Source organism: Amycolatopsis sp. NPDC047767, assembly GCF_040704195.1.
Lineage (GTDB): Bacteria > Actinomycetota > Actinomycetes > Mycobacteriales > Pseudonocardiaceae > Amycolatopsis.
Genome location: NZ_JBEYSJ010000011.1, coordinates 244,857 through 259,241 on the forward strand (window position 1 = coordinate 244,857; position 14,385 = coordinate 259,241).

Sequence of the window (14,385 nt, forward strand, 5' to 3'; positions counted from 1 at the left end):
GGCCACGCGTCCGGACACGCCATCGACGTGCGCCGCGAGTTCCGTGAGCAGGGCTTCGACTCGCTCACCGCGGTCGAGCTGCGCAACCGGCTCACGGCTGCGACCGGCCTGCGGCTGCCGTCCACTTTGGTCTTCGACCACCCGACGCCGGAGCGGCTCGCCGAGCTGCTGCTGACCGACCTGGTGGGCGACGCGCAAGCGGCACCGGAAGCCGTCGCGGCGCCGGCGAAGGCGCTGGACGGCGACCCGATCGTGGTCGTCGGCATCGGCTGCCGTTACCCGGGCGGCGTGCGCTCGGCCGAAGACCTGTGGGCCCTGGTGGGCGCCGGGGTCGACGCGGTCACGGAGTTCCCGGCCGACCGCGGCTGGCGCATCCGCGACCTCTACGACCCGGACCCCGACCGCGCCGGCAAGACCTACGCCACGCACGGCGGGTTCATGGACCAGGCCACCGACTTCGACGCGGAGTTCTTCGGCATCTCGCCCCGCGAGGCCGTCGCGATGGACCCGCGCCAGCGGCTCCTGCTGGAGACGGCGTGGGAGACGTTCGAACACGCCGGCATCGACCCGGCGACGCTGCGCCGCAGCCGCACGGGCACGTTCGTCGGCGCCAGCGCCGACGACTACAGCTCATCCGCCTTCAAAGCTCCCGACGGGGCCGAAGGCCACCGCGTGACCGGCGCCGACTCGAGTGTGCTGTCCGGTCGGATCTCCTATGTCTTCGGGCTGGAAGGCCCGGCGGTGACGATCGACACGGCCTGCTCGTCTTCGCTGGTGTCGATGCACCTGGCGTGCCAGTCACTGCGCAGCGGCGAGAGCACGCTGGCGCTGGCCGGTGGTGTGCAGCTGGTCGCGACGCCGAGCACGTTCGTCGGCTTCAGCCGCCAGCGCATGATGGCGGCCGACGGGCGCGTCAAGGCGTTCGCCGAGGCCGCCGACGGCATGAGCATCGCCGAGGGCGTCGGGCTCGTGCTGCTGGAACGCCTGTCCGATGCGAAGCGCAACGGCCACGACATCCTGGCCGTCATCCGCGGCTCCGCCGTGAACCAGGACGGCGCCTCCAATGGCCTCTCCGCACCGAACGGGCCTTCGCAGCAACGCGTGATCCGGGCCGCGCTGGCCAACGCGGGACTGTCCACTCAGGACGTCGACGTGATGGAGGGCCACGGCACCGGCACCGCGCTGGGCGACCCGATCGAAGCCCAGGCGCTGCTCGCGACTTACGGGCAGGACCGTGAGACGCCGATGCTGCTGGGCTCGGTCAAGTCCAACATCGGTCACAGCCTCGCCGCCGCCGGCGTGGCGGGCGTGATCAAGATGATCATGGCGGTGCGCGAAGGCTCCGTGCCGAAGACGCTGCACGTGGACGCGCCTTCGTCGCACGTGGACTGGACGTCGGGCGCGATCGAGCTGGCCACCGAACCGCGGCCGTGGCCGGAGGTCGACCGCGTGCGGCGTGCGGCGGTGTCGTCGTTCGGCATCAGCGGCACCAACGCGCACCTCATCCTGGAACAGGCCCCGGCGGCCAAACGCCCGGAGCCGGCGACGCTGGCGCCGACCGTGGTGCCGTGGGTGTACTCCGCGAAGACGCCGGAGGCGCTGGACGCGCAGATCGCCCGGGTCGCCGGTGACCCGCTGGACGTCGGCCGCACGCTGGCCGGCCGCAGTGTTTTCGCGCAGCGCTCGGTCCTCGCCGACGGCGTGGAGCTCGCTCGCGGCGAAGCACAGGATCGGACGCTCGCGGTGCTGTTCGCCGGCCAGGGCGCGCAGCGGCTCGGCATGGGCCGCGGGCTCTACGCGCGCTTCCCGGTCTTCGCCGAGGCGTTCGACGAGGTCCTGGCGGTGCTGCCCGAAGGCCTGCGCGACGTCGTGTGGGGCGAGGACGCCGACCGGCTCGACGAGACCGGCTGGACACAGCCCGCGTTGTTCGCGCTGGAGGTGGCGCTGTTCCGGCTCGCCGAGTCGCTGGGTGTCACGCCGGAGTTCGTCGCGGGGCACTCGATCGGCGAGATCGCCGCGGCCCACGTCGCCGGGGTGTTCAGCCTCGAAGACGCCGCGAAGCTCGTCACTGCTCGTGGGCGGCTGATGCAGGCCCTGCCCGCCGGTGGCGTGATGCTCGCGCTGGAAGCCACCGAGGACGAGGTCACGCCGCACCTGACGGACGACGTGGCGATCGCCGCGATCAACGGACCGGCCGCGCTCGTCCTGGCGGGCACCGAGGCCGCGGTCGACGCCGTTGCCGCGCACTTCGCCGACCGCAAGACCAAGCGCCTGGCCGTCTCGCACGCGTTCCACTCGCCGCTGATGGAGCCGGTGCTCGCCGAGTTCCGCACGGTGGCGGAGTCACTGGAGTACTCGGCGCCGGCGATCCCGATGGTCTCCACCGTGACCGGCGCGCTCGCCGAACCGGCGAACGCCTGCTACTGGGTCGAGCACGTCCGCGCCACCGTCCGGTTCGCCGACGCCGTGCGGGCGCTCGCCGAGCAGGGCGCGACCGCGTTCCTGGAGTTCGGGCCCGACGGCACCCTCGCCGCGATGGCCCGCGCGAACGGCGCCGAGGTCGCGGTTCCGCTGCTGCGCAGGGACCGCGACGAGGAGCAGGCCGCGGTGACCGCGCTGGCCGAGGTGTTCGTGGCCGGCGTGGACGTGCGGTGGTCCGAGCTGTTCACCGGCACCGGGGCGGCCCGCGTGGTGCTGCCGCCGTATGCGTTCCAGCGCGAGCGGTTCTGGCCCGAGCGCGCCGACGAGCACGTGGCCGACGACGAGTTCTGGGCCGCCGTCGACCGCGGTGACGTCGCGGCGCTGGCCGCCTGGCGCAACCGCAGCCGCGCGGACTCCCTGCGGTACCGCGAAACCTGGGTCCCGGCAGCCGTCACGGGCAGCCTCACCGGCACCTGGCTCGCCGTCGTCCACGAGCACGACGAGTGGACCGAGCGGATCGTCGACGGTCTCGGCCTGACGCCGGTCGCCGCGGATGAGCTGGCCGACGTCGAGGATGTCACCGGCGTCGTGTCGCTGCTGCCGAGCGTCGAGCAGACGGCCGAGCTGGCCCGCACCGCGAACGCTCCCTTGTGGACGGTCACCCGGGACTACGGGGCCGACCTGGCCCAGGCCGCGGTGTGGGGGTTCGGCCGCGTCGCGGCGCTGGAACACCCGGCGACGTGGCGTGGTCTCGTCGACCTGCCGGCCGCGCTCGACGACGACGTGCTGGCCAGCCTGGCCGCCGTGCTGAGCGGTGCCGGGGACGAAGACGAGCTCGCCATCCGCGAGACCGGCGTGCTGGCCCGGCGCCTGGAACCGGCTCCGGCGCCGGACTGCGGCGAGTGGACGCCGTCCGGCACCGTCTTGGTGACCACCGCCGGCCCGCTCGGCGAAGAAGTCGCCCGCAGCCTCACCGAATGGGGCGCCGACGACGTGCTCCTGGTCAGCCCGGGTCGCGAGGCCATTGCCGAACTCCTCGCGAGCCACGACATCACCGCCGTGGTCCACACCGCGGGCTTCGACGGCGACGACTGGGCCACGACCGTCGAGCCCGCGCTCGTCCTCGACGAGCTGGCCACCGACCTCGACGCGTTCGTGCTCTTCGCCTCGGCTTCCGGCTCGGTCGGCACCCCGGCCCACGCCACCCAGGCGACGGCCGGCGCGGCTCTCCGCGCCCTCGCTGCCCGCCGCCGCGCGGAGGGCAAGCCCGCGACGGCCATCGGCTGGGGCGCGTGGGGCACCGAACCCGGCGCGCTCGACCCGCAGCTCGCCCTCACCGAACTGCGGCGGCTGGTCGCGGCGGACGAGACCTCGACTGTGGTCGCCGACCTGCGGCACCGGCCGTTCCTCGAGGCGGTGCTGGGCCTGCGCCCGTCGCCGCTGCTGTCCGGGCTGCCGGAGGCCCGGCAGGTGCTGGCCGACCAGCGCGCCGCGGCCGCCGCGGCGGGATCCGCGCTCACCGAACGGCTGCGCGGCCTGCCCGAGCAGGAGCGCCGCGCGGTGGTGCTGGACCTCGTGCGGCGGAACGTCGCCCGCGTCCTCGGCCACGCCGGGAGCAAGACGATCGCGCCGGACCGCGCGTTCCGCGACCTCGGGTTCGACTCGCTCACGGCCGTCGAGCTGCCCACACGCCTCAAGGCGGCGACGGGACTCGCCTTGCCGGCCACGCTCGTCTACGACCACCCGACGGCTTCGGTGCTCACCGACCACCTCCTCGCCGAGCTGCTCGGCGAGCGCAAGACCGGCACCGCGGCGCGGGGCACTCGTCCTTCGACCCAGGGGGCCGACCACGACGACCCCGTCGTGATCGTCGGCATGAGCTGCCGCCTGCCCGGCGACGTGACCTCGCCCGAGGAGTTCTGGGAGCTGGTGGCCGAAGGCCGGGACGGCATCACGCCGTTCCCGACCGACCGCGGCTGGGATCTCGACCTGCTGGCCCACGGCGACGGCGACGGCCGCGGCCGCAGCGACGCCCTGCACGGCGGTTTCCTGCACGACCTCCCGTTGTTCGACGCCGCGTTCTTCGGCATCTCGCCGCGCGAGGCGCTGGCGATGGACCCGCAGCAGCGGCAGCTGCTCGAAACCACCTGGGAAGCGTTCGAGCGCGCGGGCATCGACCCTGCCGCCGTGCGCGGCACCGACGCGGGCGTGTTCATCGGCACCAACGGCCAGGACTACGCCGACCTCGTCGCCCACGCCGCCGAAGACCTGGAAGGCCACGTCAGCACCGGGCTCGCGGCGAGCGTCGCGTCCGGCCGGCTGGCCTACACGTTCGGCTTCGAAGGCCCGGCGGTCACGGTGGACACGGCGTGCTCGTCCTCGCTGGTCGCGCTGCACTGGGCGAGCCAGTCGCTGCGCTCGGGCGAGTGCTCGCTGGCCGTCGTCGGCGGCGTCACCGTCATGACCACCGCCGACTCGTTCAGCGAGTTCACCCGCCAGGGCGGGCTCGCGCCCGACGGCCGGTGCAAGGCGTTCGCCGACGGCGCGGACGGCACCGGCTGGTCCGAAGGCGTCGCCGTGATCCTCGTCGAACGCCTTTCCGACGCCCGCCGCCACGGCCACGAGGTGCTGGCGGTCGTGCGGGGCAGCGCGGTGAACCAGGACGGTGCGTCCAACGGCCTGACCGCCCCGAACGGCCCCTCGCAGCAGCGCGTGATCCGGCAGGCACTGGCCAACGCCGGACTGTCCACTGCGGACGTCGACGCCGTCGAGGCCCACGGCACCGGCACGGTCCTCGGCGACCCGATCGAGGCGCAGGGCCTGCTCGCGACCTACGGCCAGGACCGCGAAACGCCGCTGCTGCTGGGTTCGGTGAAGTCGAACATCGGCCACACGCAGGCGGCCGCGGGCGTCTCGGGCGTGATCAAGATGGTGCTCGCGCTGAAGCACGACCTGCTGCCGAAGACGCTGCACCTGGCTGCACCGTCGTCCCGTGTCGACTGGAGCACCGGCGCGATCGACCTGCTCACCGAACCCCGGGCCTGGCCCGAAACCGGACGTCCGCGCCGGGCCGGCGTGTCGTCCTTCGGCGTGAGCGGCACGAACGCACACGTGATCATCGAGCAGGCGCCGCCGGCCGAGCCGGTCGAGGAACCGGCGGTGACGCCATCGGTGGTGGCCTGGCCGGTCTCCGGACGCGACGCCGAAGCACTCGACGAGCAACTGGCCCGCGTGCGTGCTTTCGCCGACACCCACCCGGAAACCCCCGCGATCGACGTCGCCCGGGCACTGGCCGCGCGCCCGCCGTTCGAGCACCGCGCAGTGCTGCTGGCCGACACGGACGGCGTCACCGAGGCCGCCCGCGGCGAGAGCGGTGAGCGGACGCTGGCGGTGCTCTTCGCCGGCCAGGGCTCGCAGCGGCTCGGCATGGGCCGCGACCTCTACGCGCGTTTCCCCGCGTTCGCGGAAGCGTTCGACGCCGTCGCCCGGCTGCTGGACGCTCAGCTGGCGCGGCCGTTGCGGGAGGTCGTGTGGGGCGAGGACGCCGAAACCCTCGACCGGACGGAGTGGGCGCAGCCCGCGTTGTTCGCGATCGAGGTGGCGCTGTACCGGCTCGTCGAGTCGTTCGGCGTGCGGCCCGACCTGCTGGCCGGGCACTCGATCGGCGAGATCGCGGCGGCCCACGTCGCCGGTGTCCTGACGCTGGAGGACGCCTGCGTGCTCGTGGCGGCCCGCGGCCGGCTCATGCAGGCGCTGCCCGCCGGCGGCGCGATGGTCTCCGTGCAGGCGAGCGAGGACGAGGTCGCGCCGCGCTTGGGCGAGAGCGTCTCGATCGCCGCCGTGAACGGCCCGGACGCCGTCGTGCTCGCCGGCCGCGAAGCCGAAGTCGCGCAGGTCGCGGCGGAGTTTTCCGCGCTGGGCCGAAAGACTAGGCGTTTGCCGGTCAGCCATGCGTTCCACTCAGTGCTGATGGAACCCGTGCTGGAGGAGTTCGCGCGAGTGGTGGAGACGCTGAGGTTCGCCGCGCCGCGGATCCCGATCGCCTCGACCGTGTCGGGGTCGATCGGGGACGCGGCCGAACGGATGGGCACGCCCGGCTACTGGGTGAGCCACGTCCGCGAGACCGTGCGCTTCGCCGACGGCGTCGCGGCCCTCGAAGCCGCCGGTGCGGACACCTTCCTCGAGCTCGGCCCCGACGGCGTCCTCACGGCGCTCGCGCTCGGCTCGGCCGATGGCGACGACGTGATCGCCACCCCGGCGCTGCGCAAGGACCGTGCCGAGGAACCGTCGCTGCTGGCCGCTCTGGCCCGCCTGCACACCGCGGGTGTGGACGTCGACTGGGCTCGCGCCGGCGACGGCACCGGCGCCGGCCACGTCGAACTGCCCACCTATCCCTTCCGCCACCAGCGGTTCTGGCCCGAGCGGGCCGCGGCGCCGGTGGCGGCGAGCTCGGCCGACGCCGTCGACGCGGAGTTCTGGGCCGCCGTCGAACAGGAAGACCTGGCGACGCTCGCGGCCAGCCTGGAGCTGGAACTGGAGGGCGCGGCACTGTCCACTGTGGTGCCCGCGCTGTCCACGTGGCGCCGCCGCCGGCAGGCCCGCTCGGCGCTGGACGCGCACCGTTACCGCGAGACCTGGTCCCCGGTGCGGCTCGGCTCGGCCACGCCGGGCCCCCGCCTGGTACTCGTCCCGGCCGGGGCCGACGCCTGGACCACCGAGGTCGTGGCCGCGCTCGGCGACGTCACCGTGGTCGAGATCGCGGACCCGAGCCGTGGCTGCCTGGCGGAGTCGCTGCGCGAGGCAGCGAAATCCTCGTACACCGCGGTGGTTTCGCTGCTGGCCACGGCCTCGCCGGGCCAGTCCGGCGCGGTCGACACGACTGCGTTGATCCAGGCCCTGGGCGACGCGCAGATCGGGGCTCCGCTGTGGGTCTTCACCCGGGCCGCGGTCGCCGCCGTGGCCGGCGACGTGGTCGAGGACCCGTACCGGACCGGCGTGTGGGGCCTGGCGCGGGTCGCCGCGCTGGAGTACCCGCAGCTGTGGGGCGGTGTGGCCGACCTGCCCGAGGACCTCGGCGCCGACGTCGTGCGCCGGATCGCCGACGTCGCCGGCACTTCCGGTGAGGACCAGCTGGCGGTGCGCTCGACCGGGATGTTCGGCCGCCGTCTGGTGCCGGCCCGGCCGGCCGAGGGGACGCCGTGGCAGCCGTCCGGGACGGTGCTCGTCACCGGCGGCACCGGTGCGCTGGGTGCGCACGTCGCCCGGCGGCTGGGCGCCACGGGCGCCGAGCACCTGCTGCTGGTGAGCCGCCGCGGCTTGGACGCGCCGGGCGCGGCCGAGCTGCGCGACGAACTGACGGCCGGCGGCACCCGCGTCACCGTGGCGGCCTGCGACGTCGCCGACCGCGCGGCGGTGGCGGCCCTGCTGGCGGGTGTTCCGCAGGAGCACCCGCTGACCGGGATCGTCCACACCGCCGGGGTGCTCGACGACGGCGTGCTCGACAGTCTCACGCCCGACCGGTTCGACTCCGTCTACCGCGCCAAGGTGACCTCGGCGCTGGTGCTCGACGAGCTGACCCGCGACGTCGACCTGGCCGCGTTCGTGCTGTTCTCGTCGGTCTCCAGTGCGGTCGGCAACCTCGGCCAGGCCAACTACGCGGCGGCCAACGCGGTCCTCGACGGACTCGCCGAACGCCGGCACACCGCCGGGCTCGCGGCGACCTCGATCTCCTGGGGCGCCTGGGCCGGCGGCGGCATGGCCACGACGGCGGAGCTCGACCGGATCGGCGCCGCGGCGCTGCCGCCCGAGCTGGCGCTCGACGCGCTCGCCCACGCGGTGACCGATCGCGCCCCGGCGCTCGTGGTCGCGGACCTGCAGCACCGCCCGTTCCTGATGGGGCTGCTGGAAGTCCGCCCGAACGCGGCGCTGGGCGACCTGCCTGCCGCCCGCGAAGTCCTCGACTCCGTGGCCGCGGGCAGGCGTGAGGCGGAATCAGCCGCGTCCGGCCTGCGGGAACGGCTGGCCACGCTGCCGGTCACCGACCGTGCGGGCGCCGCACTGGACGTGGTGCGGACGCAGGTGGCCGCGGTGCTCGGCCACGGGGACCCGAAGGCTGTCGCGGCCGGGAAACCGTTCCGGGACCTGGGTTTCGACTCGCTCACCGCGATCGAGGTCCGCAACCGCCTCGCCGCCGCGACCGGCCTCGGGCTCGCCGCGAGCCTCGTGTTCGACCACCCGACGCCTCGCGTGCTCGCCGAGCACCTGGCCGGGCTGCTGTGCGGCGACACCGACGAAGCAGCCGAACCGAGCGAGGAAGCCGAGATCACCCGCCTGCTGGCGACGATCCCGCCTGACCGCCTGCGCGACGCCGGCCTGTTGCGGCAGCTGCGCGAGCTGGCGGAGCAGCACCCGGAGGACCCTGCCGTGGACGATCGCGCCCCGGAGGCCTCGATCGACTCGATGGACGTGGACGACCTCGTGCAGGCGTTCCTCACCGATCCCGATCCGACCCGCGACTAGACGGAGCTGACACCCATGACCACGCCCAGCGAGAAGGTCGTCGAGGCCCTGCGGACGGCGGCGAAAGAGGTCGAGCGCCTGCGCCGCCGGAACAAGCAGCTCGAGGCGAAGGCGCACGAGCCGATCGCGATCGTGGGCGTGGGCTGCCGGTTCCCCGGCGGGGTGCGCTCCGCCGAGGACCTGTGGGCCGTGGCCGCCGAGGGCCGGGACGTGATCGGCGAGCTGCCGGCCGACCGCGGCTGGCCCGCCGAGCTCGACGGCGGCGAGTTCCCCGTGGCCTGCCGCGGCGGGTTCCTGGAGGGGATCGCCGACTTCGACGCCGCGTTCTTCGGGATCGCGCCGCGCGAGGCGCTCGCGATGGACCCGCAGCAGCGGTTGCTGCTGGAGACGTCGTGGGAGGCCATGGAACGCGCGGGTCTCGACCCGGCGCGGCTGCGCGGCTCGCGGACCGGCGTGTTCGTGGGCACCAACGGCCAGGACTACGGCTCGGTGCTCAGCGAGGCTCGTGAGGACCTGGAGGGCTATGTCAGCACGGGCGTCGCGGGCAGTGTGGCGTCCGGGCGGCTGGCCTACACCTTCGGCTTCGAAGGCCCGGCGGTCACGGTGGACACGGCGTGCTCGGCGTCGCTGGTCGCGCTGCACTGGGCCGCGCGGTCGCTGCGGACGGGGGAGTGTTCCCTCGCGCTGGCCGGCGGGATGAGCGTGATCACCACGGCCGCGCCACTGGTCGAGTTCAGCCGTATGCAGGCGCTCGCGCCGGACGGCCGGTGCAAGGCGTTCGCCGACGGCGCCGACGGGTTCGGCTGGGCCGAGGGCGCGGGGATGCTCGTGCTGGAACGGCTTTCCGACGCCCAGCGTCACGGCCACGAGGTCCTCGCGGTCCTGCGCGGCTCGGCGGTCAACCAGGACGGCGCGTCCAACGGCCTCACGGCGCCCAACGGTCCTTCGCAGCAGCGGGTGATCCGGCAGGCACTGGAGAACGCGCGACTGTCCACCGAGGACGTCGACGTGCTGGAGGCCCACGGCACCGGCACCGCGCTGGGCGACCCGATCGAAGCCGACGCGCTGCTGGCCACCTACGGCCGCGACCGGCCCGCCGAGCGGCCGCTGCTGCTCGGGTCGATCAAGTCGAACATCGGCCACACTCAGGCCGCGGCCGGGGTCGCCGGCGTGATCAAGATGGCGATGGCGCTCAAGCACGGTCTCGCCCCGAAGACGCTGCACGCCGAGACGCCGTCGCCGCACGTCGGCTGGTCCTCGGGCGCGGTGTCGCTGCTGACCGACGCGGTGCCGTTCCCCGAGACCGGACGCCCGCGCCGGGCGGCGGTGTCGTCGTTCGGCATGAGCGGCACCAACGCGCACGTGATCCTGGAGCAGGCCCCTGCCGTCGAGCCAGTGCCGTCTGCGGAACGGACCGGGGTCGTGCCGTGGCTGCTGTCGGCGCGGAGCAAGGCCGCGCTGCGCGGCCAGGCGCGGGCGCTGCTCGACGTCGACGCGGACCCGGCCGATGTTGCGTACTCGCTGGCCACCGGCCGGACGTTGCACGAGCACCGCGCGGTCGTCGCGGGCGAGAACCGCGAGGACCTGCTGGCCGGGGTCCGCTCGCTGGCCGACGGGACGCCCGGCCCCGGCGTGGTCGAGGGCGACGGCCGGATCCCCGACGAGCGCCGCACCGTGCTGGTGTTCCCCGGCCAAGGTTCCCAGTGGGCCGGCATGGGGGCGGAGCTGCTTGCCGCGTCGCCGGTGTTCGCGGCGCGGATCGACGAGTGCGAAGCCGCGCTCCGGCCGCTGGTGGACTGGTCGCTGCGGGACGTGCTCACCGGCGCGGAAGGCGCGCCGGGCCTGGACCGCGTCGACGTGGCGCAGCCCGCGCTGTGGGCGATGATGGTCGCGCTGGCCGAGGTCTGGCGTGCGGCGGGCGTGGTCCCGGCGGCGGTCGTCGGGCATTCGCAGGGCGAGATCGCGGCGGCGTGTGTCGCGGGTGGACTGTCCCTCGAGGACGGTGCCCGCGTGGTCGCGTTGCGCAGCCAGGCCATCGCGCGCGAGCTGTCCGGCCTCGGTGGGATGGCCTCGGTGACCGCGTCGCGTGAGGTCGTGGCCGAACGCCTGGAGAAGCACGACGGCGTGTCGATCGCCGCGGTCAACGGGCCCGGCTCGGTGGTCGTGTCCGGCGACGCCGGCGCGCTCGACGAGTTCCTCGAGGCGTGCGCAGCCGACGGCGTCCGGGCGAAGAAGGTGCCCGTGGACTACGCCTCGCACTCCCACCACGTCGAGCGCATCCGCGACGAACTGCTGCGGGACCTGGCCCCGGTCGCGCCGCGGACCTCGGCGGTCCCGTTCTTCTCGACCGTCACCGGCGCGTGGCAGGACACCGCCGGGCTCGACGCGCGGTACTGGTACGACAACCTCCGCGGCGTCGTGCAGCTGGAGACCGCGCTGCGGGCGCTGCTGGCCGAGGACCACGACGTGTTCGTGGAGGCGAGCGCCCACCCGGTGCTGGTCATGAGCATCCAAGACACCGCCGACACCGACGGTGTTGTCGCCGTCGGGTCGTTGCGCCGCCACGAGGGTGGCCTGGCGCGGCTGTACACGTCCTTCGCCGAGGCCCATGTGCGTGGCGTGCCGGTGGACTGGACATCGGCGATCGACGGTGGCCGACGGGTGGACCTGCCGACGTATGCGTTCCAGCGGCAGCGGTTCTGGCCGGAGGTGCTGCCCTCGGCCGCCGACGCCACCGGGCTCGGCGTCGCCGCCGCGGACCACCCGCTGCTCGGCGCGGCCGTGCCGCTCGCCGACGACCGGGGCGTGGTCCTGACCGGCCGCGTGTCGCTCGCGGCGCAGCCGTGGCTGGCCGACCACGCGGTGGCGGGCACGGTGCTGGTGCCGGACACGGCGTTCGTCGAGTGGGCCGTGCGGGCCGGCGCCGAGGCCGGGCTGCCGGGGCTCGCGGAGCTGACCGTGCACGAACCCCTCACGCTGGCCGGCACCGCGGCGGCGCAGGTCCAGGTCATCGCCGAACCGGACGGCGGGACGGGCACCGTCGCCGTCTACGCGCGATTCGACGACGGCCCGTGGACCTGCCACGCGAGCGGCACTTTGCGTCCGGCCGCGCCGATCCCCGCGCTGTCGTGGCCGCCGGAGAACGCCGTCGCCGAGGACCTCGACGCGTTCGCCGGCCGAGCCGTCCGCCACGGCTTCGAGGCCGGCCCGCTCTTCGCGGCGGTGACCGGCGTGTGGCCGGGCGACACCGACGTGTTCGCCGAGGTCACGCTCGCGGCCGACCTGGAGGAGGACGCCGGGCAGTGTCTCCTGCACCCCGCGCTTCTGCAGTCGCTGCTGGCTTGCGTCTCCGAGGACACCCTCGCGCTGCCGTCCGCTTGGCACGGCGTGACCGTGGCGGCCACCGGGGCCACGACCCTGCGGGTCCACTTGCGCCGGACGTCCGACGGCGTCGCGCTGACCGCGATCGACGGTTCCGGCCAGCCGGTGGTGGCGTGCGAGAACATCGAGCTTCGCCCGCTCGACCCGGCCAAGATCGCGGCGCCCGACGCCGAACTGCGCTCCGCGCTCTTCCGGCTGGACTGGGCTCCCGCGCCGGCCGGCCGGCCCGCGGACTACACGACGGTGGGCACCGGCCCGCTCGCCGAGAAGCTCGGCGCCATCGCGGCGACCGTGTCCGAAGTGGACCCGAGGCCGTTCGTCGTGCTGCCCCTCGTACCGGCGCAGGACGACCTGGTCACCAGCGTCCACGAGACGACGGCCGCGGCGCTGGAAGCCGTGCGCGCCTGGCTCGCCGACGACCGCTTCGACGACAGCCGCCTGGTCCTCCTGACCCGCAACGCGGTCGCGGCCGGACCCGGCGACACCGTGGCCGGGCTCGCCGGCGCGGGCGTATGGGGCCTCGTGCGGTCCGCCCAGACCGAGCACCCCGGCCGGTTCGTGCTGGTCGACGTGGACGACGACGAAACGTCCCTGGCCGCGCTCACCCCGGCGCTCGGCAGCGGTGAACCCCAGCTCGCGATCCGCGGCGGCGCGATCACCGTGCCTCGCCTCGCCCGCGCCGAACGCACCGCGGAGCCGGCCAGCTGGGGCACCGGCCCGGTGCTGCTGACCGGCGGCACCGGCACCCTGGGCGCGCTCGTCGCCCGGCACCTCGTCACCGAGCACGGCGTGACCGACCTGCTGCTCACCAGCCGCCGTGGTCTCGACGCCCCGGGCGCCCGCGAACTCGTCACCGACCTGACCGCGCTCGGCGCCACCGCCCGGGTCGAGGCCTGCGACGTCACCGACCGCGCGGCACTCGCGAAGCTGCTGGCCGGCGAGCCGCTCACGGCCGTCGTACACCTCGCCGGCGTCCTCGACGACGGCGCCCTCGAAGCCCAGACGCCGGACCGCCTCGGCCCGGTGCTGCGGCCCAAGGTCGACGTCGCTGTGGCACTCGACGAGCTGACGCGGGACAAGGAGCTCGCCGCGTTCGTGCTGTTCTCCTCCGCGGCGGGCGTGTTCGGCAACGCCGGCCAGGCCAACTACGCCGCCGCCAACACCTTCCTCGACGCCCTCGCCGCACACCGCCGGGCCGAAGGTCTCCCGGCCACGTCGCTGGCATGGGGCTTCTGGGCCGAGCGCAGCACGATGACCGGTGGTGTCGAGGACACCGATCTCGCCCGGTTCCGCCGCGGCGGGGTGCTGCCGCTGTCCGCCGAGCTCGGGCTGCGGCTGTTCGACGCCGCCGCCGAGGTCGACGCGGCACTGGTCGTACCGGTGCCGATGCGGCTCGGCGGCACGTCCCACGAGGAGATCCCGCCCGTGCTGCGCGGGCTCGTGCGCCCGCCGGCGCGGCGTGCGGCCGGGGCGGCCGCACCCGCGGAGGCGGGCGGCTCGGCCTTGGCGGAAAAGCTGGCCGGCCGCAGCGCGCGGGAGCAGCAGGCCATCCTGCTGGAGCTCGTGTCGCGGCACGCGGCGACCGTGCTGGGGCACGGCTCGCCGGAGGCGCTGGACGTCGAGCGCGGGTTCACCGATCTGGGCATGACGTCGCTGACGGCGGTCGAGCTGCGCAACCGGCTCACCGCCGAAACGGGCGTGAAACTGCCCGCCACCACCATTTTCGACCACCCGACACCCGTCGCGCTGGCCCGCAGGCTCGGCGCCGACCTCGGTGCCGGGGCCGACGACGAAGGAGCCGGGTCCGTGTTCGCGGAGCTCGAGCGGCTGGAGGCGGCCCTGGCCGCGGCCGCGCTCGAACCCGCGGTGCGGACGCGGCTCGGCAAACGGCTCTCCGCACTGCACTGGAAGGTCGAGGAGCACGACGGCGGGCAGGCAGCCGCGTTGAGCGGTGGCAGTGCCGCCACGGACGCCACCGCGCTCGCCGAGTCGACCGACGACGAGATGTTCGCGCTCATCGACGAGGAACTGGGGCTCGGCTGAGCAACCCGGTAGGTCGAGACG

2 protein-coding genes (1 of these 2 cut by a window edge) are annotated in these 14,385 nt (G+C 74.6%); both read left to right on the forward strand.

Annotated features, from left to right (window positions below; translation table 11 throughout):
• On the forward strand, nucleotides 1-8,940 hold the 3' end of the coding sequence (locus AB0878_RS21805; RefSeq protein WP_366582075.1) for a type I polyketide synthase. Its footprint begins 22,209 nt before the window's first position; only the last 8,940 of its 31,149 coding nucleotides appear in the window; its start codon lies off the left edge, out of view; it ends in the stop codon at nucleotides 8,938-8,940.
• A 15-nt stretch (nucleotides 8,941-8,955) separates the two neighbouring features.
• The gene (locus tag AB0878_RS21810; RefSeq protein WP_366582076.1) at nucleotides 8,956-14,364 is read left to right on the forward strand and encodes an acyltransferase domain-containing protein; all 5,409 of its coding nucleotides are present in this window, start codon (nucleotides 8,956-8,958) and stop codon (nucleotides 14,362-14,364) included.
• The last annotated feature ends 21 nt before the right edge of the window (nucleotides 14,365-14,385 follow it).

Excerpts from the sequence above, each read along its gene's own strand:
- AB0878_RS21810 (WP_366582076.1), top strand. The coding sequence starts at position 8,956 with ATGACCACGCCCAGCGAGAAGGTCGTCGAGGCCCTGCGGACGGCGGCG.